Source organism: Mesorhizobium sp. B2-7-3 (assembly GCF_006440715.1).
Lineage (GTDB): Bacteria > Pseudomonadota > Alphaproteobacteria > Rhizobiales > Rhizobiaceae > Mesorhizobium > Mesorhizobium australicum.
Genome location: NZ_VFTY01000006.1, coordinates 366,588 through 389,352, shown reverse-complemented (window position 1 = coordinate 389,352; position 22,765 = coordinate 366,588). Strand labels below are relative to the sequence as shown.

Below are 22,765 nucleotides of genomic sequence, written 5' to 3'. Positions count from 1 at the left end.
GGGCGCTCGACAGCCGCCGTGACGCCGAAAAGCGAGCCGATGATCAAGGGAGATTTCAATGTCGCAGTCCCAGACAACCACCAATCACGATGAAATTCGCAAATGGGCCGAGGAGCGGCAGGGCCGGCCGGCGGTGGTCCGCACCAAGGGCGAGGGCGGCATCCTGCGGATCGACTTTGGCGAGCCCGAGGAAGCATTCGACCCCATCGATTGGGACGAGTTCTTCCGGATATTCGACGAGAACGATCTCGCCTTCCTTTATCAGGCCAAGACCAGCGACGGAAAATCCAGCCGTTTTAATAAATTCGTCGAGCGCGATCGCAAGGGTTGAGAGGGCTGGCTGGCGGCCGATGCAGCGGGCCCCAGAAAATCCCGAAAGTCGCTGGAACAATCGACTGCCCTATTGCTTCGGGCGCTGATCCAGAAAGGTGATCCAGCAACCCCCAAGGGAAGCGCCTTGGCCTCGGCCCAGGAGAATTCAATGCATCAGCTTTGCGCCGCGGGCTTTGGCCACCTCTCGCATGACGTCGTTGAGCCAGTTTTCGGTGGACTGGCCAAGCTGCCGGTGGTCGACGTCCCGGATCGCTTGCTCGAGTGTCCTCTCGACCAGCCGGTCCGATGCGTTGACGTCTCCCAGCAGAAGACGCGCCGCGAGGCGCAGTTTGGGCAAAAGGGTGAAAACGTCGTCTGGCGGGGAGGGCACGGAGATGTCCGCTTGTTCGGATGCCTGCGGCGGAAAAAGGGCATTGAACACAGCCTTGCTGCCCGAGGATTTCCGCAAATTGCTGGCGTAACGGAGATGCTCGGGGATGGCGATGTCGTTGTCGCCGCTGAAGAATACGAAGGGGATACCGCGGCGCATCAACTTGTCGGCGATCGGAAACACACGTCGGCCGTTGAGATTGACGTCCAGGATTGCAGCTTCGGCTTGATCGGTATGTTCAGACGCCTGCTCGACGGTAGCGGCGGGCCCGAGAATGATAGCACCCATGTTGCTGAAAAACCTCGCAAGATCTCCAGCCATCGACCATTCGTCTTCGACAATCAGAAGATGCAACCCCCGCAGATCGCGCACGTCGTCATCCTTTCTTCGAACGGAGTTTAGGATGCAAAGAAGGCACTTCCACTTTCCTGTCATCCAGCGCCGCTTGCAACCGTTTCGCAAGCACCAGCATGCGATCCGGGATGGGCCCATCGAGACCTTCGATTAATTCAGGCGCCCCCGGCACCATTGGCGCCAGGAGTTTCAGGCCAGCAGAGCGTTTTGTCATTGAACCACCATGGATATCGGGTTCAACGTCATCCTTGCTGACTTGTTCCATCCTCCCTGCGCGCTATATGGTTGTGTCCTGTCCGATCCGACGTTGAGAGGCTTCATGTCGGTCGGGCGAAAGGGGGACAAGCCGTGACAGCCCGATCAATCAAGTTCCCCATCGTCGGCATCGGTGCGTCCGCTGGTGGCATTCCCGCAATGGAAGGGCTTTTCAAGGGCATCACCGACCGGCCCGGCATGGCGTTCGTGATCATCACGCACCTCAGTCCCAAGCGCAACAGCCTGCTGCACGAGGTCATCGACCGCTACACCGCCATGCCTGTCGTGGTGGTCGAGGACGGCGTGGCCGTCGAACCCGACCACGTCTATGTGATGCCGGAAAACGTCACTCTGGTCATCGAGAATGGCGTGCTGCACCTGCGGCGCCCCAATGGGCTTACCCAGGAGCGCAAACCTGTCGATATCTTCTTCAGCGCACTGGCCGACGACCAGGGCGAATACTCGGTCGGCGTGATTCTGTCGGGCGGTGATTCCGATGGCACCCTGGGCGTGAAGGCGATCAAGGAGCGGGGCGGGCTCACCGTCGCGCAAGCGCCGGACGGCTACGGTCCGCGCAACCCCGACATGCCGCAGAGCGCCATTGCCAGCGGGCTCATCGATGTTGCCGTGCCCGCCGAGGAGATTGGGGCGAAGCTCGAGGCTTACGCCAGGGGCTTCGACACGCTGGACGGGCTGAAGAACGAAGAGGACGACCATGCGGCCGACATAGATAAGGTCCGCGAACAGATATACGGCATTTTGCGCAGCCACTCCGGCCACGACTTTTCAGGCTATAAAACCAAGACATTCCTGCGCCGCATCAAGCGGCGCATGCAGATCGCCCAGATACAGTCCATCAATGGCTATATCGACTGGCTGAAGAAGGACCCTCGCGAGGTGATGAACCTGTTTCGCGATCTGCTGATCAATGTCACCAACTTCTTCCGCGATCCCGATGCCTTCGAATTGCTGGAGCAAAAGATCATCCCGCGGCTGTTCGAGGGCAAGACCGCGACCGATACGGTCAGGGTCTGGGTTCCCGGCTGCGCCACCGGCGAGGAGGTGTTCTCCATCGGCATCCTGCTGCGTGAACACATGGAAACGCTTTCAGCCGTTCCGCGCGTCCAGATATTCGCCACCGACATAGACGAGCCGGCCCTGGCCGTGGCGCGCGCCGCACGCTATCCCGAGGCCTTGATGCAGGGTCTTTCCCCGGAGCGCAAACAGCGGTTTTTCAACGGCGATGGCGAAAGCTACGTCATCAGCAACGAGATCCGGGAACTGTGCATCTTCTCGCCGCACAGCGTCATCCGCGATCCGCCCTTCTCGCGCATGGATCTGGTTTCGTGCCGCAATCTGCTGATCTATTTCGGCCCAGCCATTCAAAGCCGCGTTCTTCCTGTCTTCCACTATTCGCTGAAGCCGGGTGGCTATCTTTTCCTCGGCACGTCCGAAAGCGTCGGGCAGCACGAAAATCTGTTCGCCACCGTCGACAAGAAACATCGCCTCTTCCAAGCACGGGAGCATGCCTCGCCACATATCAGGCTGCCGGCGCTGATCGGGGATGTCCATTCCGGCGTCTTTCCCGCCGAAACCGCCGGCTTAAAGAAGGGCACGGTCGGCTATCCGCTGCGCCAGGCTGTCGAGGCGCAGGTGCTGGAGCGGTTCGCGCCGCCGCATGTCCTCGTCAACGCCGAAGGCGACGTCGTCTACTATTCGGCGAGGACCGGAAGATACCTCGAAGCGCCGCAAGGCATCCCCAGCCGGCAGTTGCTGACGATGGCGCGCCGCGGGCTTCGCCTGGACCTGCGCGCCGCATTGAGGGAGGCGACGACGACACGCCGCACTGTTGTGCGGGACAATCTCGCCGTCGAGGAAGACGACGAACGCGTCCAACCGATCAGGCTGACCATCGAACCCCTGGCCGAGAGGGGCAATGGTGAGCCGCTTTACCTTGTCCTCTTCGAGCCGTCGGGCCCGACCCAGGCCCGATCCGATGAGGACGGGGGCGGCCGTGACAGCGACAGCACCGCCGATCTTGAGCGGGAACTGCGCGACACAAGAGAGCGCCTTCAATCCACCATAGAGGAATACGAGACGGCCCTCGAAGAGGTGAAATCGTCGAACGAGGAACTCGTCTCCGTCAACGAAGAGGCGCAATCCACCAACGAGGAACTTGAAGCGTCCAAGGAAGAGATGCAGTCGCTCAACGAAGAGCTCAACACGATCAACGCGGAGTTGACCAGCAAGATAGAAGAGCTCGATCACGCCAACAGCGATCTGCGCAATCTGTTCGAAAGCACCGACATCGCGACCATTTTTCTCGACCGCAGTCTTGTGGTGCGGACCTTCACGCCGGCGGCCTCATCCTTCTTCAGTCTGCGCCCCTCCGACGTCGGCCGACCGCTGACGGATCTGTCGAGCCAACTCGATTATCCCGAGTTGAAGCAGCACATCGACAAGGTGTTCGAGACAGGCGAGACCCTGAACCACCATCTTGCGCGCGATTCCAGGGGCCTGTTTCACATGGTCCGCATCAATCCCTATCGGGACAAGGGCAACAGGATACAGGGCGTCGTGGTGACACTGGTCGACGTCACCACCCTGGCGCGGGCGGAAGAGCATCAGCAGGTGCTCATCTCGGAGCTCAACCATCGCGTCAAGAACATGCTGGCGGTGATCGCCAGCATCGCCAACCGGACGCGGGACAGTTCGGATACGAAAGAAGAGTTCGCGGAGGCCTTGATCGGCCGGTTGCATGCCATGTCCCGGGCCTACGGACTGCTGACCCGCGAGAGGTGGAAAGAAGCTTCGGTCAAGGAACTGCTCCACCAGGAACTCGAGCCGTTCGGCATCGAACGGATCGAACTCGATGGCGACGACGTTAGACTCGGCCCGCAACAGGGGCTTTCCCTCAGTATGGCCATCCATGAACTGGCAACCAACGCGGCCAAGTATGGCGCCCTGTCCAAGCCTCGAGGCAGGATTGGTGTCAGATGGGCGATGGACGGCGATAATTTCACGCTTGGCTGGCGCGAAAAGGACGGCCCTCCGGTCAAGGAGCCGTTGAACAACGGCTTTGGCCTGAACCTGTTGAAGGGGGAAATCGGCTACAGGCTCGGGGGCCAGGTCGACACCTCCTTCCACAAGGAAGGTCTTGAGGTCCAGATCGCTTTTTCGGCAAACCACAAGGACGCGCCGTGAGCGACAGACCGCGCGTTCTGGTGGTTGAGGACGAGTGGCTGATCGCGGAGGACGTCGCGTCTGATCTGCGTGCGGCGGGCTATCCCGTGGTCGGGCCTGTTTCGTCCGTTGCCGCAGCACTTCGGCTGGTCGAGGCCGATAAGGTCGACATGGCGTTGCTGGACGTTCAACTGAACGCCGAAACGAGCCTGCCGATCGCGGAGATATTGCTGACTCGCGGCACTCCTTTCGCGTTCGTAACGGGATATGGGCGGGGCGATCTTCCCGCCCGGTTCCGAAACTGCAAATTCGTGGCAAAACCCGCAAGCGAAGCGGCCATCCTCACTGCCGTGGCCGACCTGGCATCGCTTCGCGCCAAGAAACCGTGATCCAAAGAGCTAGCCTGTCGCGATCAATCCAGCGGCTTGTCGGTGGGCCGGGGCGTGGTGCTCGCCTGGCGTGGCCGACCGGCATTTCGGTTGGCGACCGGATTGTCCAATGGAACGCTTGACGGGCGCGACGCGCCCGCGGTCTTTGGCGTCAGCGGTTTTGCACCGGCATCCGTGTCGCTGGCATCCCTCCTTGGGTGCGGCAGGCCCTCGGCGTTGGGTGACCGGACGGCGGGTTTCGAGGCAGAATCTTCCTTGGCCATGATGGTTCCTTTCCTTGCACGAAACGATTTCAATCATCGGCACGATTGAAAGTTCCGCGACCGCGACGGCGCCATGAAGGGGAAGGCACGAGCGAAGACGAAACGGTTCTCGTGCCGATGAACGGCTCACCCATGCGGCCGCATGACCACCTTGATGCAGCCGTCCTGCTTGTCGCGAAACGTCTTGTAGAGATCGGGCCCGGCTTCAAGGCCGGCCCTGTGCGTGATCACGAAGGACGGGTCGATCTCGCCGGTCTGGACCTTGGCCAAAAGCGGTTCGAGATACCGCTGCGTGTGGGTCTGGCCCATACGGAACGTCAGGCCCTTGTTCATCGCGGCGCCAAAGGGGATATGATCGACGAGGCCGATATACACGCCGGGGATCGAAATGGTGCCGCCCTTGCGGCAACAGTAGATTGCTTCGCGCAGCACATGTGGCCTGTCGGTGCCGAGGAAGGCAGCCGCCTTGACCTTGTCGAGCATGGAGTCTGCACTGGCGCCGGCATCGGCTTCGGTACCCACGCAATCGATGCAGCGATCCGGCCCTCGGCCATCGGTCATCGCCATCAGGGCGTCGTAGATATTTGAATTGCTGAAATCGAGTGTCTCGGCCTTGCCATGTTCGCGAGCCATGGCCAGTCGTTCCGGAACCTTGTCGATCGCGATGACGCGACCGGCGCCGAGCATCCATGCGCTCTGGATGGCGAACTGGCCGACCGGACCGCAGCCCCAGATCGCGACCGTGTCGCCGGGCTCGATGCCGGCGTTTTCCGCTGCCATGTAGCCGGTCGGAAAGATGTCGGAAAGAAACAGCACCTGCTCGTCATCCATGCCTTCCGGCACCTTGATCGGGCCGACATCGGCGAATGGTACGCGCAGATATTCGGCCTGGCCGCCCCAATAGCCGCCAACCAGATGCGAATAGCCGAACAGGCCGGCCGGCGATTGTCCCATCACCTCGGCCGCTTGCTTGGCATTGGGATTGGACCGGTCGCAAAGCGAGAACAGCCCCTTCTGGCAAAACCAGCATTCGCCGCACGAAATGTTGAACGGCACCACGATGCGGTCGCCCTTCTTGAACTTGGAATGACCGCGGCCGACCTCCACGACCTCTCCCATGGTCTCGTGTCCAAGCACGTCGCCCGATTCCATGGTCGGCATGTAGCCGTCCATCAGATGCAGGTCCGAGCCGCAAATGGCGCAGCAGGTGACCTTGATGATGACGTCACGGTCATCCTCGATGGCCGGATCCTGCACCTGATCGCAGCGTATATCGCCTTTGCCGTGCCATGTGAGGGCTTTCATCCTGTTGCTCCTGCGTTGACTATTTTGAGGTATCGGCAAATGCAGCTTTCATTCAGCCGAAGTGGGCGCCACCGACGATTACCTTGCGATACTCGCAAAGGGTCTGCGTCCGCAGACAGGAAGAGATCAGTCCCTGGACGCTGAACCCGGCTCGGCCATTTTGCGGTGCTGTTCGGCCAGCGTACCTGCCGGAGTGATATGCGCGGCGGCGACCTGCAGCTTGTTCTTCCAGCCGCTGATCACTTGTTCCTCTCCCGCCATCATCGCCTCATAACCGGTTCTGGCGACATCTGCCGGATCGTCCTTCTCGTCGGTGCCGACCTTGGTATCCATCATTTCGGCGCGTTCGAAGAACCGCGTCTGCGTCGCCCCTGGCATCAGCACCGTGACTGTGACGCCGGTGTCCCGCATCTCATGGCGCAGCGCGATCGAGAAGGAATCGATGAACGCCTTGGTGCCGTTGTAGACGGCCTGGAAAGTGCCGGGCATGAAGCCGGCAATCGATCCGGTGAACAGAATTCGGCCACGGCCGCGGCGTGCCATCCTGGCGCCGAGCTCATGCGCAAGGTAGACCGTGCCGGTGATGTTGGTGTCGATGACCCGGCGAACCTTCTGCCAGTCCTGGTCGAGAAAGCCGTCGCCGAGGCCGCGTCCGGCGTTCAGGAACAGAAGGTCGATGTCGCGATCGCCGACCCGCGCAATGAGTTGATCGACGCCTTCGACGGATGCCAGATCTGCCTCGACGGCTTCAACGGTCACATCATGCGAAGCCAGAGCCTCGGCCGCCTGTTGGACCGCGGGCTCGTCGGCGGCTATGACCAGGTTATAGCCGTCCTTGGCGCATAGTTTGGCAAGTTCCCTCCCGATGCCGCTCGATGCGCCCGTCACCACGGCCAGCTTTGCGTTGGTCATCATGTCCTCCGAAGTTCGTTCCGGCCGAACCAGCGGGGTCCCTGATTGTTCCGCGTGGACCGGATCGAATGCCGGGCTGCCGAAGGGCCATGCCAGTCGACCCCCTTGGCGCGTTCAGGCACGAACAACGCGAAGATGACGAAGTGGAACAACTGAGGCCGATCCAGGTTCGGTGTCGTGCGGCGTCGTCGCTCCCCTTGTTTGGCGCCGCGCGATCGGGTTCCCCTCAGCCTGATCAGCCCGCGCGCTCCCCGGCCGGGAGGCGCGGGCTTTCTCATGAGCTTGGCGGTCGTGTTTCGAGTTCAGCTGGGAACAACCCACACACTCGGCAGTTCGGCGCGCAGGAGAAACGAAAATGCAATATGCCGATGAAATCGCGCTCAGGCGCGTGAAGATGCTGGTCGAACAATATGTATCCGCCAGAAGCAGGAGATATGACTTCGTCTCGACCGAGTTGGCGTGCAAGGCCATTCGTCAGCTGGTTCGCAGCCCCATCGACGATAGCGAGCTGGATCATTTGCTGGCTAAAAGTGCCGTCAAACAAGGGCTTTCCATCCGGTTCGATCGAATAGGTCCCTTGCAGGTTGCTTCACCCGAACTCATCCAGGAAAAGTCAGTATGAAAGCGATGTGGTTGATTTGGTCGGCATCGGCGTTGCTCGCCCTGGCGGCGTGCAACAACAATGCCGACCCCGTCAAATCCAAGACGGATACGATGAACAGCCAGCCGGTGAACAAGAATCCAACGACGGATACCAATCCGACACCGCAGTCCAGCACCGGCGGGGACCAGCAAGGCACGCAGCCGACACAGCCGGCATCACCGAAGCCATCTGGTGGTTAGGGTTTTGCCGTTGCTTGCCCGGGTAGTGACGCCGGCGAGAATCGTGAGACGCGCATGAGTTGCAAAGTGACGCCGCGTCTGGTTTCGATATGATCGCAACAGCAAGGGCGCACGGCGCTGGCGCGACCCGGTCGCGCTCGATCCGTTGCGGTTGCCACGCTGCTGTGGGACGCCCGGCGCCCGGCACCGGTGCCACCTGGCTGTGGAACTATTTTCGTCATTGGCTGTTCGGCAGGCGAAGGGAGCCGCAGGATGGAACGACGCAACGCACTACTCTCGCTGGTGATAGCCGTTGTCATCATCGTCGGTTTCCTGATCGGCTTTCTCTACGTCGATGTGGGGTGGCGCACCTCGCCCCTGAAACGAGCGCCTGAGCAGAACCAGGGCGGCAACGCTCCGGCGGACACCTCACCGGCTGCAGGGGTCAAGAAAGACCCCAAGGAAAATACCGAGATGCCGGGGCAGCAGTGATTCTCGGCTCGCCAACAGCCGCAACTTGGTCACCAGTGGCGCCGTCTTTAATTTCAGCCGAGGGCGTTGTCTGTCCTCCACCGTGTTGTGCCTGACGTTCCTTCTGCTCCCGGCCTGGTTGGTCGCTGGTTTCCCGACTGGCTCTGCCATCGCGCTTCGAATATCGAAACGGCGCCGGGCGCTTGCGTGCTTCTCGGAACATCTCCGCTGGACTGACCATTATCAGGATGGAGAGCAAAGCTATGGAGCTTGGTGATGGGTATCCTTTCCGATCTGGACAAGAAGCTGACGGACAACCTGTATGAACACGGCAGTGAGCTCACCGACGCGGTAGCGGACCTGCCGCGGCCGGTCGTTGAAACCGTCGACCGGCTGATGCTTTTCATTCAGCCCGAAGCGCGCGAGACAGTGAGAAATCAGGTTCTTGGCCTGGTTCACGAATACCGGATCGAGAACCCTGCAGACCCAACAGAGCAGGATTGAACACCTAGCCGTTCTGGTCGATCGCGTGGGGCGCGGGCTGGCTGCCGCTATCGTTGCTCGTTCTATGGCTGCCGAGCCACAACCAAGCCGCGATGATGACGACCGCCACGATGGCTATCCAGACTATGAGACGAGGCATTGCCGAATCCTCTGTGCAGCAGTCCATCACGTCGATGATCAGGACGGGTCGCCACCTTCCCGTGTCCCAATCCCACAATCGATGCTTTGTTCCGCTTGAATTGGGTCTCGTGGCCGGCGGGCCTCTGTCGTTGGTTCTTATGTCTCGTGGTCGGCGCCTGTCCGAGCGGTGGCGTTTGATTGACGGGCACACCGGGCGCTCTAGATCAATTCACGCCGACCGCGACTTCCATCGGCTCGGGGAGATCATTCTCGTGGCGCACCAAACGCCGGCTTTGACCTTTAGTGGCCCTTATCCCAGGCTGAGTTGTATGTGCGTGCTGTTGCTCACGAGCGTCTTGGCGGGATGCTCGTCCTCCGACCAGATCGAGCAGCAATCACAAACGGCGGCCTCCGCGGCACAGACCGTATCGGTAATGCTCGATGCCTGGATGGATGGGGCAGCGCCGTTCGCATACACAGCCGGCACGCTGCGGTCGACCGGCAAGACTCTGGCCGACGCCGAGGCACAAATCCGATCGGCCGGAACGGCTGAACCCGCCGAGCAATCTGCTTTGGCGGCAGCGGTCAAGGATCTGTCAGCCGCGGTGGCTCGCGCCGAAGCGGGATTGCAGGCGGACAATCGAGCGGAGGTCCAAAACGCAAAGCAGGATCTTCGACGGGGCTCGCGCACGCTGGCGACCGCCTATGCCAGATATTTCGCGCCGAAGCCATGAAGAAGCTCGTGGAAATATCGCTCGGCGTGGTTACCAGCGTTGGCGGCTTCCTCGAAGTCGGATCGATGGCGACGGCGGCCCAAGCGGGCGCAACCTTCGGCTTCCAGTTGATCTGGGCCGTGGTCCTCGGCACCATCTGCATCATCTTTCTGGTGGAAATGGCCGGCCGGTTCGCCGCGGTGAGCCATCACACGATCTGCGACGGCATCCGCGAGAGATTTGGTTTCAACGTCTTTGTGTGGCCGTTGCTTGCCACCTTGCTGCTCAGTCTCATGGTGCTCTCCGCCGAGATCGGCGGCGTTGCCATCGCACTCGAACTTGCCACCGGCATAGGCTTCCAGTGGTGGGCTCTGCCGGTGGCTTTTCTGGCATGGCTGCTGCTCTGGAAAGGCACGTTCGGTTTCATCGAGAAAGGCGTGTCGATGCTCGGCTTGGTGACGTTGTGTTTCGTCGTCGCGGCCGTGATGCTGAAACCCGATTGGACGGCGGTCGCGGCTGGCGCAGTGCCTTCGCTGCCAGCCCACGATACCGCCAATTACTGGTTCATGGCGGTCAGCATTCTCGGCGCCTCGATATCGCCCTACCTGTTCATGTTCTATTCCTCGGGGGCTATCGAGGACCAGTGGGACAAGAGCTACCTCGGCGCCAACCGGGCCATAGCGGGACTGGGGATGACCTTCGGCGGCACTATTTCGATCGGCGTGTTGATCGTGGCCGCTCTCGTGCTGGCCACGCACGGCATCAACCAGGTCGACGACTATCACCAAATGCCATTGATGCTGATCCCGGTATTCGGCTTCTGGGGTTTCATCCTGTTCGTAGCCTCTCTCGCCATTGCCTGCTTCGGCGCTGCACTCGAAGTCGCGCTGCAACAGGCTTACCTCGTGGCGCAAGGTTTCGGCTGGACTTGGGGCGAGGACCGCAAGCCGCGCGACAATCCAGGCTTCAGCGCCGTGTATACGGTATCGTTGTTGCTTGCGGCCATCCCGATCATGCTTGGTGTCGATCCGTTGAGGCTCACCATATTTTCCATGGCGCTGACGGCGGCCAGCCTGCCGTTGACGGTGGTTCCATTCCTGTTTCTGCTGAACGACGAACGCTACGTCGGCGAGCATCGCAACGGCATTCTCTCGAATGCCGCGGTCATCTTCATCATCGCGCTCGGCTTTGTGCTGGCCGTGGTGACGATCCCGCTGCAGATATTCGGAGGCACATGATGGAGTTGCTGCGTGATCTCCTGGACAAGCAGGTGGTCGACCGCCGCCAGGTCAAAATCGGCAAGGTCGACGGGCTGGTGGCCGAATTGCGGCAGGGCAAGCCCCCAAGGATCGTCGCGATCGAACTCGGCTCCATCACCTTGGCGCGTCGCCTTGGCACGTGGCCGGGGCGATGGATGGCGCAACTCGCGGCAAAGCTGGGTGGCAAGCGCCATGGCGAGCCGCATCGGATCGCCTGGCACAAGGTGAAAGATATCGGCGTCGACGTCGAGTTCGATATCGATGTGCGTCGCACGACGATCTTCGCCTGGCAGGACTGGTTGCGCGATCATGTCATCGGACGCATTCCGGGAGCTTGATGATGACCATCGTCAATCTTGAACATCTGGCTGGGCGACGCGTGCTTTCGCAGCGGGGCAAGAGCATCGGCTACATCGAGGAAATCCGCGCCGAACCGGATGGCGACGATTTTGTCGTTACCGAATTCCATGTCGGCGTCTACGCCGCTTTCGAACGTCTTTCGGCCTCGGCCATAGGCGTGGCCGTGCTCGATCTCTTTCGGCTGCGCCGCCGCGATGGCCTATACCGCATCCCTTGGGACAAGCTCGACATTTCTAACCCGGCGCGGCCGCGGCTGCTGTGTCCGATGACCGAACTTTCCGGCATGAAGAGCGCACCCGATCTTCGCGAATAAGCCGTCGCCGCGCTTCCTCGCAGACGTCTTCACCGAAGCATGCTCGCCGCCAGAAAAACCGCGGCCGCTACCAAAACGACGGCTGCAACGACCAACAGCGGCCAGTTGCTGCGAGGCCGCGGTTTCGGCTCGCCTTCGACTGGCCGCATCGCGTTGGCGAAGCTGGCGTCATTTTCGAATTTCGGCCGGCGGGAACGTGGCGGCTCCGTAGGGATCGGATTTTGTGTGTCCGCCGCCTCGGCATCGGTCTCCATCGGAGCAACGGCAGGATCGAAGCCCGGCGTTTTGTCCTGCGTCTCTCCCCCCTGGATCTCGCCTCTGGCTGAGGCCGGTGTAGGAATTGACATCTTGGCACTGACCTCTCTCGTTCGAACCAGGCTCTGCCAAATCCGCAGCGGTGGTGCGCATGGCGCCAACGACTAGATTTGATCGCCGAGCAGAATCCTGGCGTCCTTGGCCGCAACAATGAACGCCTGTCGTGCAACCCTTGGAGGCTTTTCGCCACGCATCACCGCAAGGCAGGCCCTGATCGCGGCAAGACGCCTTTCCGACGTCGGCTTTGGCCAGTCCCGCAGCAGCACTTCGGCGGCATCGGACACAGAGACCACAACCCTGTCGCGGTCTATGCGGCCAGGTTGAATAACGATCGGTTTTCTGAAATGGCCTGTACGCACCCGCCCCTCCAAGACCTTCGCCTGTTGCTCCACGGAGCCTTCCGCGGACGGCCTCTAACGCCGCGACAGTCGATTTGTTCCAGTGCACCTGGCGTTTGGAATTTGGAATAACGACGCCTGAGCCGCTCGTCTCCACCCATGGTTTTCTGGCGCTGCCGGGTCTAGCGGCATGGGGCCTGGAGAGCGGAACAAAGCGCATCTTGGCTTGTTAGGACGCAGCGCAAATTCGCTCACCGACAAGGACAAAGCCGATGAAAACACGACACCTTCTCGCATCCCTCGCGGTTGCTTCCACGGTTCTCGCAATGCCTGCCTTCGCGGCCGACAGCGCCCAGGATTTTGTCGACAAGGCTGCCGTCGGCGGCAAGTTCGAAGTGGACTCGAGTCAGATTGCCTTGGGCAAGGCCCAGGACCAGCGCATCAAGGATTTTGCCCAGATGATGATCCGGGACCACGGCGCCGCCAACACCAAGCTGCAAGCGGTCGCCGGCGAACAAAAACTGAAGGTGCCCTCAGCGCTCGACGCTCAGCATCAGGGCGATCTGGATAAGCTCAAGAACGCGCAGGGGCCGATTGATCCGGCCTATGTCGACGCGCAGCGCAAGGCGCATGACGAAGCCGTCAAGCTGTTCGAGGATTATGCCAGCGGGGGTGACAACGCCGCGCTCAAGACTTTTGCCCAGCAAACGGTCGGCACACTGAAGATGCACCAGCAGGCGATCGAAAAGATCGCCGCCGGGCAAGATTCCGTTACGGGAGCGACAACGCCGGCGGTGAAGACCGACAATACTCCCAACGCCGCCGCCCTCGTTCCTGGTGCAAACAGCTTCACCGAAGCCCAGGCCAAGAGCCGTATCGAGAACGCCGGATATTCGAACGTGTCGAAGCTGACCAAGGACGATCAGGGCATCTGGCGCGGCCAGGCGGCCAAGGGAGGCGAAAACCTCAACGTTGGCGTCGACTACCAGGGCAACGTGGTTGCCGCAAGCAAGTGAGCGTGGATCAGGAGAAATCACATGAAAACCGTAACTGGACTGTTCGATAATTATGACGACGCGGCCGATGCGGTCGGCGAGCTTGAGGCGACGGGAGTCCCGCATTCCAACATCAGCATCGTCGCCAACAACTCGGATGACTGGTACGATGCAAATCGTTCCGAGGCCGCTGAAGACGCTGGCAGTGGTGCCGGAATCGGAGCCGTGATCGGCGGCGCCGGGGGGTTGCTCACGGGACTTGGCGTCATGGCCATCCCGGGTGTTGGCCCGGTGGTCGCGGCCGGATGGCTCGCCGCCACCGCCGCCGGTGCGGTTGCCGGTGCCGTGGCCGGTGGAGCGGCCGGCGGCATCATTGGCGCTCTGACGGAATCGGGCGTGCCCGAGCGCGATGCGCACGTCTATGCGGAAGGTGTACGCCGCGGCGGTACCTTGGTGACGGCCAAGGTGGAGGACGAACTCGTGCCGAATGCCGAGCAGATTTTGGGGCAATCCCGATCGGTGGACCTGGCCGAACGCCGCAGATCGTACGAGGCCGACGGCTGGACCGGCTTCGATGCCAATGCAGGCGAATACGTGCCGGGCGAGATCGATCGCGACGGCGGACGTGCAATCAATCGACCCTGAAAGCGGCTCACGTTCCTCTGACTGGCACGCAGCGACGAGGTCGCGGAAATCGATCTTGCCGCGCTATGCTGGGGCGCTTTGCGGCGTTTAAGCACCATCGAATCCATCTCGAGGGCATCGGGCTGGGTTCGATTGCGTTTGAAGCCATGTTCCCAGCGGAATCTCCGCCGCTCAGAACAGATCGCTCCATGACGAAACTGACCCCGCCCGCAAGGCGGAACCATGGAGGGGTCGACGTTGTTGTCCCAGCGGCCGACTTGTCGGTTGGCGGCTAGGAGCCATCATTGATGACCACCGATCGATCACGCGAAGACGTCTTGGTTTCGCTCCCGTTGATCAATGCAAAGGCGGCGCCGACGCTTAAGCACGCCGGCGCGGAGGTGTTCTACATGGAAGCCGTCCGCGAGCTCACCGCCACGGACATTCCCTTTCTGGTCGCTGGAACCTATGCGGTAAGCGCCTATACCGGCGTCACTCGCCAGACCAAGGATCTCGATATCTTCTGCAAGGCCGGTGACTACGCGCGGATCCTCGCCCATTTCAAGGAGCTTGGATATGCCGTCGAAATCGTAGACGACCGGTGGCTTGGCAAGGTGTTCAAGGGCAGGCATTTCTTCGACGTCATCTTCGGATCGGCCAACGGCATGATGCCTGTTGGCGATCGATGGCTGGAGCACGCCAGACAGACCGAGTTGCTGGGCAGCCGTGTGCGGATCATCGGGCCGACCGAACTCATCTGGTCCAAATGCTTCATTCAAGACAGGGGCCGGCACGACGGCGCCGATATCGCCCACACGATCCTCAAGGCACACGACCAGATAGATTGGCACCGGCTGCTTTCCTATCTGGAGGTTCATTGGGAGGTCCTGCTGATGCAGCTCATCAACTTCAGATGGATTTACCCAAGCGAGCGCGATCACATCCCGGCATGGCTCCTCGATGAACTGCTCGACCGCCTCGCCAAGCAACGGCAATTGCCGTCCCCCAGGATGAAGATCTGCCGCGGGCGGCTGCTGTCGCAAACCGACTACGAGATCGATGTCAAGGAATGGGGCTTCGCCGGCGTCGGCGGCGTGGGAGATTTTCGTGATGCCTGACCGCCTGGAGAACGTCGCGCCGAAGGATAACGCAGGGACGCTCAGAGTTGCTGCCATGGGGGATTTGCATGTCAGGGAAGATCCCCGAACCTCGTATCGCGATCTCTTCGGCGAGATATCGAGGGAAGCCGAGATTCTCGTCCTGACGGGAGATCTCACCAATCTCGGCAAGCCTCGTGAGGCGGAGATGCTCGCCGAGGACCTGCGCAACTGCTCGATCCCCGTGGTGGCGGTGCTCGGCAACCACGACTACGAATCCGGCGCGGTGGACGACGTCGCAAACATCCTGCGCCAGGCGCATGTTCACCTTCTCGACGGCCATGCGGTCGAAATCGAGGAGGTCGGCTTCGTCGGCGTGAAAGGGTTCGTCGGCGGCTTCGGATCGCGCATGCTCGGCTCCTTCGGCGAACCCGCGATCAAGGCGATGGTCTCGGAAAGTGTCAACGAGGCAATGCGCCTCGAAAACGCGATGCGCCAGGTACGGGCGAAGCGGACGCTCGTGGTCCTCCACTACGCGCCGATCGCTGAGACCGTCGAGGGAGAACCGCTGGAGATATTTCCGTTTCTTGGCTCTTCACGCCTTGCCGAGACGATCGATCGGTTCAAGGTCAGCGCCGTTGTGCACGGTCACGCGCATCGCGGCTCCTATGAAGGTCAAACGCCCGGCGGCGCCAAGGTCTACAATGTCGCCATGCACGTGGCCAAACCGAACGGCCGCCCCTATGCCCTGCTGGAACTCTGACGCCACGGCATCGTGCGAGCATTCAGTTGGAAGGCTCTGCCAGGAAGTGGCGGCGCGATAGTGCGAGCTGATCACGGTTGTTTGCCCGCGACATTATTTTGGAGTTCGTCGCCAGCGGCGAATTCGTCAAACCTCCGTCTTGTCGAAGCCCTGCCGGGCGATAATTTCTTCAGAAGGCGTGGGTGCTTCTCCCTCTCAGACAGGAGCCGACCATGAAACATCAGACACTCGACCAGCTCCAAACCGTCGCCAGGATTGAGCCGCTGGCGCCGTTTTCGGTAATGACACGTAATGAACGCATCGCGCGTTGGGCTGAACTTCTCGAGCAAAATCCCGAACGATGCCTCGGTGCGCTAACCGGCACGGAACATTTGCGTCCTGAAGCACGGGCCATCGCACGTGGGGAAGGATCGGCACTCGCGGTTGCCTTCGAAGACCCGATCTTGCGTGCATCGGGGCTGGGGGACGACACATACGGCGAGGCAAAGCGCTTCTTCGAATTGAGCGACTGGCAACTCCACGACATTGTCTGTGATTGCCACGTCGGTGCCACCATGAAAGCCCGATGGGCCGCAGCTCGGGTCCGTGCAACGATCAGCGGGAACAGGCTCTTTGCGTTCCTGAGGCGGTGCTTGATGCGGTGAGACCAAGGGGAGGTCGTTGCATGTCCGCGACGACCTCCTACACCGCCAATGCGCAAGCTATCGCCGATCGTCCTCGCGATAGAGCTGGTCGGTAGCGCGGTCGCTTTCCCTGCGTTCAACCGGACCACGGTTACGGCGGGTTACCAGGACATAGGCAATCAGTATGACCAGCAACGCTGGCCCGCCGGCGACGACGATTAGCCACATGATACCGTCTGACATGGGAAATCTCCTTTCCTTCACAACCGGCAAGAAGACGATCCGTTCCGCTTGGAGCGGTTCGCGGTGCGGACCGGCCGGCGATCGGTTCCTGTCATCCAGGAGGTCCAGACGCCTCCCCGCTATTGCCGGTCGGGTTTCCTTGCGAAGACCGCAGCAGAAGGGCGAGAGGAACCAGCAGCGCCGTTGCCACCGCGCAGTAACGAAAGACGTCGATATAGGCGAGCAGTGAAGCCTGGCGGGCGATCAACTGCCCGATCCAGCCAATGGCCTGCTGCTTGGCCTGGAGCATCGAGGAACCCTCGGCGACGAAGTGCTCGGTCGCCTGCCGTACCACCTGCTGGTAGGCGGGCGACGATTGCGCGGTGTGGCCGACAAGGTTCGCCTGATGGAGTTGTGCGTTCTGGGCGATCACAGTGTTGGAGAGCGACACGCCGATGCTGCCGCCGATATTGCGGGCAACATTGATCAAGGCCGAGGCCTGGTTGGTCTTTTGCGGCGCCAGACCGACATATGCCGCGGTCGAAATCGGGATAAACAGGAACGGCAATCCGATCATCAGGAAGATGCGGGCAAAGGCAAAGAAGCTGAAGCTGGCGTCGGGCGTAAGCGAAGTCATATGCCACAGGCCGATCGCCACCACCGCCATGCCCGCCATGATCAGGTATTTTGGCTGGACGATGCCGGCGGCAAATCCCGAAATCGGCATGAGCATCAGCATGGCGATGCCGCCCGGCATCATCGACAGGCCCGATAGCGTCGCCGTGTAGTCGAAGGCGGTCTGCTGCAGCTGGGGCATCAGCTGCGTGGTGCTGAACAGCACCGCACCGACCGCCATCATCACTAGGAAGGATGTACCGAACTGGCGGGTGAACAGCAGGCGCATGTCGACGATCGGATCGCGGTGGCGGAATTCCCATGGGATCAGCAGGGCGAAGGAGATCGCCGAGATAATGGCGAAAGTCGTGATGAAGCTCGACGCGAACCAGTCGTTGCGCTGGCCCTCGTCGAGAAAGATTTCGAGGCAGCCGAGCGCGGTCGCCACCAGGATGAATCCGACCCAGTCGATCCTGAGACCTCTTTTCAGCCGCTGCTGGCGTTCGCGTTCGAGTACCTCCGGTTCGACCAGCAGCCACTGCACCAACGCCAGCGACATGATGCCGAACGGCACGTTGATGAAGAAGATCCAGTGCCACGAAAAATTGTCGGTCAGCCAGCCGCCGATGGTCGGCCCGACCGTCGGCGCGACGATGACGGCGATGCCGTAGAGGGCAAATGCCTGCGAGCGCTTTTCAGGCGGAAAGGTGTCGGCCAGGATGGATTGCTCGCTTGGCGCCATGCCGCCGCCGCCGAGGCCCTGCAGGATCCTGAAGACGATGAGCATCTCGAGATTGGGCGCCAGCCCGCACAGCAGCGATGCCAGCGTAAACGTCGCGACGCAAAGCATGTAGTAGCGCTTGCGGCCGATCACGCTGGCCAGCCACCCGCTGACTGGAATGATCACGGAGTTGGCGACCAGATAGGTGGTGATGACCCAGGTACTTTCATCCATGCCGGCAGCCAGGCTGCCGGCGATGTTGCGCAGCGCCACATTGGCGATCGAGGTGTCGAGCACCAGCATGAAGGTGGCAATGGAGACAATGATGGCGATGAGCCAGGGATTGCGCTCACCGGCCGCGGACCGGCTTTCGCCTTGGTCGCTGGCCATGTCGCGGCTCATCGCACCTTGACCGTCGGCACCACCGACAGGCCCGGGCCGAGCAGCACATCGGGCGGGTTGTCGAAGACGATCTTGACCGGCACACGCTGCACCACCTTGACGAAATTGCCGGTGGCATTTTCGGCGGGCAGCAGGCTGAAGGCGGTGCCGCTGCCGGCCTGCAGGCTGTCGACATGGCCATGAAAGGTCTTGTCCGGATAGGCGTCGATATCGATGTCGACCGGCTGTCCGGTTCGCATCCTGTCGAGTTGGGTTTCCTTGAAGTTCGCCTTTACCCAGACTTCGTTGGGAACGAACATCATGAGCACCTGGCCCGGCTGGGTGTAGGTGCCGATGGCGGCCGAAATGCTTGTCGCGCGGCCGGCGACAGGGGCTGTAATAGTGGTACGGGTCAGTGCCGTGCGGGCTTGATCCCGGCTGGCCTGTGCCTGGTGAAGCTTGGCTTCGCCGCTTTTGGTCTGTGCCTGCAGCACTGTCACCTGGCTCTTCGCCGCGGCCACGTCCGCCTCGGCGCTGTCCAGGGTTGCCTGGTCCTGTCGAAGGGTCGATGCAGCCTGCTGCGCCTGCTGCTGCGTCACCGTGCCCTTCGTCAGCAATTCGCGATTGCGCTGGTCTTCGGCCTTGGCGAAGTCGAGCGCTGCCTGGGCCAGCGCCACCTGCTTCTGGGCGGCGTCGATCTTGGCATTTTGCGCCTCGATCTGGGCCGCCACATTGGTGATGTCGGCCTGAGCGGCGGCTACGCCGGCATCCGCTTGGCTGAGCGATGCCCGGTAGTCGCTGTCGTCGATGCGCAAGAGAACGTCACCCTTGCGCACCGGCTGGTTGTCGGTGACGGCCACATCGGTGATACGCCCGGCAATCTCGGCGCTCACCGTTACCGTGCGGGCATCGATGAAGGCATCATCGGTGGATTCATACTGACGCGTATTCAGCCACCAGACCGCCACACTCATCGCAACAAGCAGAAGCAGGAGGACAATTGCCGCTGTCCAATAGGGATGGCGCCTGGGAAAGCCCAGCAGGTTCGATTTCTGCGGCCTGTCGTCCATTTGCCGATCGTCCGATTTGTCGTGCCGCGAACTTGGCTGGCTGGCGAGACGCTTGCTTTGTCCAGCCCTGTCGTCGGACGGGTCCGGCTCGCTTTTCTGAGGCTTCGTATCCACGGAACTGGCTTTCAGCAGACTGAAGGGTGATGTCCGCGGTGGCGAACGCGGTTTCAACGGCAAAGCCTTGGCAAAGGTTCCTGTTTTGACTTCCCGCCAGCGCCATGGGCAGCGACGCCCTTCAGCCAGTCGGTGTGTGGCTGCTCATCCTCTTTGGCCTGCCCGATTGGGCAATAGGACCGCCCTCCCATCAACCTGGGGCGCTGAGTACCAGCATTCCCGTTTTATAGACGATAGCCGCACTTGGTGAGAGTGGCTCGAATCTTGTCGCTCGTGCAGGTGACGATGGGACATCTACCTGAAAGTTTCATCAGTCCGCAGTCTTGCCCAATGTGTCGGCGACGACCGCGCCGCGCTCACCCATGGGAACCGCCGGGCCTGTGGTCGAGTCACAGGCTGTCTGATGTTCCATTTCCGCGTTGATGGCGGCGCCGGCGATCAGGATGATGACTGAAATCCATGTCCACATCATCAGGCCGACCACGGCACCGAGCGAGCCGTATGTCGCGTTATAGTTGGCAAAATGCTGGAGGTAGAACGAGAACAGCCACGACGCGATGATCCATGCCGCGGTTGCCGCAAGCGCTCCCCAGCTCAACCATCGCCATTTAGCATGTTCCCGGCTCGGCCCGAAGCGGTAGAGCAAGGAAATGCCGGTTAGGATCGACACCACCAGGATGGGCCATCGGGATACCGCAACCACGGTTTCTGTCCAGGCATCAAGGTAGAAAAAGCGCAACAGCGCCGGAACAACACCCACCGTAAGCAGCAGCACGATGCCGATGAGCAGGGCTCCGACCGTGAACAGGATCGACATCAGATTGAGGGTAATGAACGAACGTTTCTCACGCTCTTCGTAGGCGATGTTCATCGCGTCGAAGAGCGCCTTCATGCCGCTGTTGGCGCTCCAGAGGGCGATTGTCAGGCCTATGAAAAAGCCTGTGCCGAGAGCGCCTGCTTTCTGGCGGGCCAAGGCCTGCAACTGATCGCGGATAAGATCGAGCCCGCCCTGCGGTAGCAATCCCTGGAGGTAAGCGACATGGTCGGCGACCGTGACCGGGTCCGCGACGAAGCCATAGATCGAGATGAAGGCTGCCAGGGCGGGAAACAAGGCGAGCAGGAGATAGAAGGTCGCGCCGGCAGCCACCAGCAGAACCCGGTCCTTGTTGAACTCTTCCCAAAGTCGCCAGAAGATGTCCTTCCACCCCAGCCCAGTGATTTGAGATGGCCACGTGGCGTCGCGCCCACGGCTTCCTGGCTCCCGCCCTGCCGCGGCGTTGCTGTCCTTCGTTGTCGAGGCCGCGCGGCCGGCTGCTTCCTCATCGATCAGCGAGGGCTGCTTGTCGTTCGGCGGAGAGCCTCGTTGTGGTTTCAAAGCCATTACCGGGTTCGCTGATGTCCAAAGCGTGGCTGACAACGCGGGATGAAGACACCCGTTCCCGATGCGCGGCCGATCACGATTTTCCTCCTTCCCTGCATCTTTTGCGGCCGATCGGCGTTTGAAATTGGTCAAGTGAACGGGTGTGTCCGATGAGAACGACAACCAGGGATAAGCTCAGGGGCGAAGCGGAGTTGTCCGAGGACGCCGACCTGATCGTCAATCGAACAGCCCACTTCATTTCGGATTGGATCGAAGAACACGTCGTTGACGAGCCTATCCCTATGCCCGGCATCGATGCCGCGGAGGAACTCGCAAATCAGTGCGTGGCGGATGCGCAAGATGAGGGGATCGCGGCGCAGGACATCCAGGATGAGGTGGGCGATCTTACTGAATACATCGCGGAAACGATCGATGAAGGGAACGGCTCCCCCTTGGAAGGGGTGGCCACGGCGGCAACCAAAATCGCGGAACCTCGTTTGTCGAGTGTCAACTCGAGGAGATGGCGATGACGAGGTTCCTATCCTTTCTGATCCTGGCAACGGGTCTTGCGCTCACCGCATGTGACAACAACACCGAGCCGACGAAGGCCAACACCGACACCGTCACCAAGAACCCACCAGTCGACCAGGACGCCAGACCGAAGTCGACGACCGGTGGCGATCAGCCAACTGCCCCGGCGACCAAATGAACGTGATTTCCTATTGCTATACGCCGCTGCCGCTTGCGTGGCTGGCCTGACGGATGAGGCTCCGGTCATTCCCCTGGCGCGGCTAGGCTGATGACTGCGGACGCCAGGATTTCCGGAGGGACCGGAACCTCAATCCACTGCCGCGCATTTCGACTTCACGCGTGGAAGACAAATGTCATCCAACCATCAAGACGCTGGCCAAGGAGAATTCAGATGCAAGGTTCAGAAGCGATTTCCAGGCGCCCTATCGGCGGCATGAGCATAGAACCATTCCTCGGCACGGTGACGGTCCGGTTCTCCGACGCGATAGTCGCCGCAAGCGACCGTGCGAAAATTCTTCGGGAGGAGGGCCATGAGCCGGTCTTCTATATCCCCTTCGAGGATATCTATTTCGACCTCCTCGAGAAGACCAACACCACCAGCGAGTGCCCGTTGAAGGGAACAGCGAGCTATTGGCGTGTTCATGCTGTCGGCGGCTCGGCCGATGACTTCATGTGGGCGTATGAGACGCCGGATACCGCGGCCCTGGCCATCGCGCGTCATGGCGCCTTCGATCCGAAAAAGGCACGTATTGACGTCGATCCGAAGGAGGATAAGCGGCACACTCCACATGTCATGGAGTAGGATGCCGCCTCGACCGTCGTTCTTCTTGCTTGCCGGCATGCCGGCAAGTGGCCGCCGCCAGGGTCAGCGGCACCGGTGCGAGTCCGAGCCTTCCCCTCATCGATCCACCCTCCACCAAGAAGCCTCGTTGCGGCCGCTTCGATCGGGTTTAGCCGCGCCTCACCGCCATGCCGGAGCAAAATCACTCTTTCGCGATCAGGCAGGGTTTTGTCGCACTGCATTCGGAACAATGCCCGGAGTGAAAGGTTAGCGGCGAAAGCCAGCCCAG

31 protein-coding genes are annotated in these 22,765 nt (G+C 61.1%); 19 read left to right on the top strand and 12 right to left on the bottom strand.

Annotation, left to right across the window (positions count from 1 at the left end; all coding sequences use genetic code 11):
* The first annotated feature begins 58 nt into the window (after positions 1-58).
* Entirely contained in the window at positions 59-331 is a 273-nt protein-coding gene (locus tag FJW04_RS16705) for a hypothetical protein (RefSeq protein ID WP_015319143.1), read from the top strand.
* Between the two features lie 147 nt (positions 332-478).
* On the opposite strand, the gene FJW04_RS16700 is transcribed toward FJW04_RS16705, so the two are convergent.
* Together FJW04_RS16700 and FJW04_RS16695 are read right to left on the bottom strand one after the other, a co-directional pair.
* A complete protein-coding gene (locus FJW04_RS16700; RefSeq protein ID WP_015319142.1) occupies positions 479-1,075 on the bottom strand; it encodes a response regulator in 597 nt (198 codons plus the stop codon).
* Between the two features lie 4 nt (positions 1,076-1,079).
* Positions 1,080-1,322, bottom strand: a complete 243-nt coding sequence (locus FJW04_RS16695) for a hypothetical protein (protein WP_140617534.1) — start codon at positions 1,320-1,322, stop codon at positions 1,080-1,082.
* Between the two features lie 83 nt (positions 1,323-1,405).
* Between FJW04_RS16695 and FJW04_RS16690 the strand changes: the two genes are divergently transcribed.
* Complete coding sequence (locus FJW04_RS16690; protein ID WP_140617533.1) at positions 1,406-4,516, top strand: CheR family methyltransferase; 3,111 nt, start codon at positions 1,406-1,408, stop codon at positions 4,514-4,516.
* Positions 4,513-4,884, top strand: a complete 372-nt coding sequence (locus tag FJW04_RS16685) for a response regulator (RefSeq protein WP_015319140.1) — start codon at positions 4,513-4,515, stop codon at positions 4,882-4,884. The genes FJW04_RS16690 and FJW04_RS16685 overlap by 4 nt, the downstream gene beginning before the upstream one ends.
* 23 nt (positions 4,885-4,907) lie before the next feature.
* Here the strand turns inward: FJW04_RS16685 and FJW04_RS16680 are convergent, their stop codons facing one another.
* The 3 genes from FJW04_RS16680 to FJW04_RS16670 all read right to left on the bottom strand — a co-directional run bounded on the left by FJW04_RS16680 (position 4,908) and on the right by FJW04_RS16670 (position 7,364).
* Complete coding sequence (locus tag FJW04_RS16680; RefSeq protein WP_015319139.1) at positions 4,908-5,147, bottom strand: hypothetical protein; 240 nt, start codon at positions 5,145-5,147, stop codon at positions 4,908-4,910.
* A 126-nt stretch (positions 5,148-5,273) separates the two neighbouring features.
* Complete coding sequence (locus FJW04_RS16675; RefSeq protein ID WP_140617532.1) at positions 5,274-6,452, bottom strand: zinc-dependent alcohol dehydrogenase; 1,179 nt, start codon at positions 6,450-6,452, stop codon at positions 5,274-5,276.
* A gap of 126 nt (positions 6,453-6,578) precedes the next feature.
* Positions 6,579-7,364, bottom strand: coding sequence for an SDR family NAD(P)-dependent oxidoreductase (locus tag FJW04_RS16670; RefSeq protein ID WP_140715363.1), 786 nt, complete (start codon positions 7,362-7,364; stop codon positions 6,579-6,581).
* Between the two features lie 355 nt (positions 7,365-7,719).
* Here FJW04_RS16670 and FJW04_RS16665 point away from each other — a divergent pair, with 355 nt between their 5' ends.
* From FJW04_RS16665 to FJW04_RS16650, 4 genes are all read left to right on the top strand, one after another.
* Positions 7,720-7,986, top strand: a complete 267-nt coding sequence (locus FJW04_RS16665; RefSeq protein ID WP_015319136.1) for a hypothetical protein — start codon at positions 7,720-7,722, stop codon at positions 7,984-7,986.
* Positions 7,983-8,207 carry a hypothetical protein gene (locus tag FJW04_RS16660; protein WP_015319135.1) on the top strand — a complete coding sequence of 75 codons (225 nt, stop codon included), beginning with the start codon at positions 7,983-7,985 and terminating at the stop codon, positions 8,205-8,207. Before FJW04_RS16665 ends, FJW04_RS16660 begins: the two co-directional genes overlap by 4 nt.
* A 252-nt stretch (positions 8,208-8,459) precedes the next feature.
* Entirely contained in the window at positions 8,460-8,678 is a 219-nt protein-coding gene (locus FJW04_RS16655) for a hypothetical protein (protein ID WP_140715361.1), read from the top strand.
* Between the two features lie 255 nt (positions 8,679-8,933).
* Entirely contained in the window at positions 8,934-9,161 is a 228-nt protein-coding gene (locus FJW04_RS16650; RefSeq protein ID WP_181172959.1) for a hypothetical protein, read from the top strand.
* Between the two features lie 4 nt (positions 9,162-9,165).
* On the opposite strand, the gene FJW04_RS30570 is transcribed toward FJW04_RS16650, so the two are convergent.
* A complete protein-coding gene (locus tag FJW04_RS30570; RefSeq protein ID WP_263484678.1) occupies positions 9,166-9,300 on the bottom strand; it encodes a hypothetical protein in 135 nt (44 codons plus the stop codon).
* A 310-nt stretch (positions 9,301-9,610) separates the two neighbouring features.
* Between FJW04_RS30570 and FJW04_RS16645 the strand changes: the two genes are divergently transcribed.
* From FJW04_RS16645 to FJW04_RS16630, 4 genes are read left to right on the top strand one after another with little or no spacing between them, the layout of a single operon-like run.
* Positions 9,611-10,015: a hypothetical protein gene (locus FJW04_RS16645; protein ID WP_140715510.1), complete on the top strand. Its 405-nt coding sequence runs from the start codon at positions 9,611-9,613 to the stop codon at positions 10,013-10,015.
* A complete protein-coding gene (locus FJW04_RS16640; RefSeq protein ID WP_015319131.1) occupies positions 10,012-11,232 on the top strand; it encodes a divalent metal cation transporter in 1,221 nt (406 codons plus the stop codon). Before FJW04_RS16645 ends, FJW04_RS16640 begins: the two co-directional genes overlap by 4 nt.
* Positions 11,232-11,591 (top strand): hypothetical protein, encoded by a 360-nt coding sequence (locus FJW04_RS16635; RefSeq protein ID WP_140715357.1) that lies wholly within the window; start codon positions 11,232-11,234, stop codon positions 11,589-11,591. The genes FJW04_RS16640 and FJW04_RS16635 overlap by 1 nt, the downstream gene beginning before the upstream one ends.
* Before the next feature lie 2 nt (positions 11,592-11,593).
* Entirely contained in the window at positions 11,594-11,926 is a 333-nt protein-coding gene (locus FJW04_RS16630) for a hypothetical protein (protein WP_140715355.1), read from the top strand.
* A 29-nt stretch (positions 11,927-11,955) separates the two neighbouring features.
* On the opposite strand, the gene FJW04_RS30305 is transcribed toward FJW04_RS16630, so the two are convergent.
* Positions 11,956-12,273, bottom strand: coding sequence for a hypothetical protein (locus FJW04_RS30305; protein ID WP_140715508.1), 318 nt, complete (start codon positions 12,271-12,273; stop codon positions 11,956-11,958).
* Between the two features lie 72 nt (positions 12,274-12,345).
* Complete coding sequence (locus tag FJW04_RS16620; RefSeq protein WP_224595357.1) at positions 12,346-12,633, bottom strand: DUF982 domain-containing protein; 288 nt, start codon at positions 12,631-12,633, stop codon at positions 12,346-12,348.
* Between the two features lie 218 nt (positions 12,634-12,851).
* Here FJW04_RS16620 and FJW04_RS16615 point away from each other — a divergent pair, with 218 nt between their 5' ends.
* The 5 genes from FJW04_RS16615 to FJW04_RS16595 all read left to right on the top strand — a co-directional run bounded on the left by FJW04_RS16615 (position 12,852) and on the right by FJW04_RS16595 (position 16,702).
* Positions 12,852-13,595, top strand: a complete 744-nt coding sequence (locus FJW04_RS16615; RefSeq protein ID WP_015319126.1) for a DUF4142 domain-containing protein — start codon at positions 12,852-12,854, stop codon at positions 13,593-13,595.
* A 21-nt stretch (positions 13,596-13,616) separates the two neighbouring features.
* Positions 13,617-14,219 (top strand): general stress protein, encoded by a 603-nt coding sequence (locus FJW04_RS16610; RefSeq protein WP_015319125.1) that lies wholly within the window; start codon positions 13,617-13,619, stop codon positions 14,217-14,219.
* Between the two features lie 287 nt (positions 14,220-14,506).
* Positions 14,507-15,316 carry a hypothetical protein gene (locus FJW04_RS16605; RefSeq protein ID WP_015319124.1) on the top strand — a complete coding sequence of 270 codons (810 nt, stop codon included), beginning with the start codon at positions 14,507-14,509 and terminating at the stop codon, positions 15,314-15,316.
* The gene (locus FJW04_RS16600; RefSeq protein WP_140617525.1) at positions 15,309-16,058 is read left to right on the top strand and encodes a metallophosphoesterase; all 750 of its coding nucleotides are present in this window, start codon (positions 15,309-15,311) and stop codon (positions 16,056-16,058) included. The genes FJW04_RS16605 and FJW04_RS16600 overlap by 8 nt, the downstream gene beginning before the upstream one ends.
* A 212-nt stretch (positions 16,059-16,270) precedes the next feature.
* Complete coding sequence (locus FJW04_RS16595) at positions 16,271-16,702, top strand: hypothetical protein (RefSeq protein WP_023771244.1); 432 nt, start codon at positions 16,271-16,273, stop codon at positions 16,700-16,702.
* A gap of 57 nt (positions 16,703-16,759) precedes the next feature.
* On the opposite strand, the gene FJW04_RS29950 is transcribed toward FJW04_RS16595, so the two are convergent.
* The 4 genes from FJW04_RS29950 to FJW04_RS16580 all read right to left on the bottom strand — a co-directional run bounded on the left by FJW04_RS29950 (position 16,760) and on the right by FJW04_RS16580 (position 21,185).
* Entirely contained in the window at positions 16,760-16,924 is a 165-nt protein-coding gene (locus FJW04_RS29950; RefSeq protein WP_015319121.1) for a hypothetical protein, read from the bottom strand.
* Positions 16,925-17,015: 91 nt separating this feature from the next.
* Positions 17,016-18,629, bottom strand: coding sequence for a DHA2 family efflux MFS transporter permease subunit (locus tag FJW04_RS16590; RefSeq protein ID WP_140715353.1), 1,614 nt, complete (start codon positions 18,627-18,629; stop codon positions 17,016-17,018).
* Positions 18,630-18,637: 8 nt separating this feature from the next.
* Positions 18,638-19,690 (bottom strand): HlyD family secretion protein, encoded by a 1,053-nt coding sequence (locus FJW04_RS16585; RefSeq protein ID WP_140715351.1) that lies wholly within the window; start codon positions 19,688-19,690, stop codon positions 18,638-18,640.
* Between the two features lie 424 nt (positions 19,691-20,114).
* A complete protein-coding gene (locus FJW04_RS16580) occupies positions 20,115-21,185 on the bottom strand; it encodes a YihY/virulence factor BrkB family protein (RefSeq protein ID WP_140617522.1) in 1,071 nt (356 codons plus the stop codon).
* A 149-nt stretch (positions 21,186-21,334) separates the two neighbouring features.
* Here FJW04_RS16580 and FJW04_RS16575 point away from each other — a divergent pair, with 149 nt between their 5' ends.
* The 3 genes from FJW04_RS16575 (at position 21,335) to FJW04_RS16565 (ending at position 22,497) form a co-directional block, all read left to right on the top strand.
* Positions 21,335-21,694, top strand: a complete 360-nt coding sequence (locus tag FJW04_RS16575; RefSeq protein WP_140715349.1) for a DUF768 domain-containing protein — start codon at positions 21,335-21,337, stop codon at positions 21,692-21,694.
* Entirely contained in the window at positions 21,691-21,873 is a 183-nt protein-coding gene (locus tag FJW04_RS16570; RefSeq protein ID WP_015319116.1) for a hypothetical protein, read from the top strand. Before FJW04_RS16575 ends, FJW04_RS16570 begins: the two co-directional genes overlap by 4 nt.
* A gap of 213 nt (positions 21,874-22,086) precedes the next feature.
* On the top strand, positions 22,087-22,497 hold the full coding sequence (locus FJW04_RS16565) for a DUF427 domain-containing protein (RefSeq protein ID WP_015319115.1): 411 nt from the start codon (positions 22,087-22,089) through the stop codon (positions 22,495-22,497).
* Positions 22,498-22,765 lie beyond the last annotated feature (268 nt).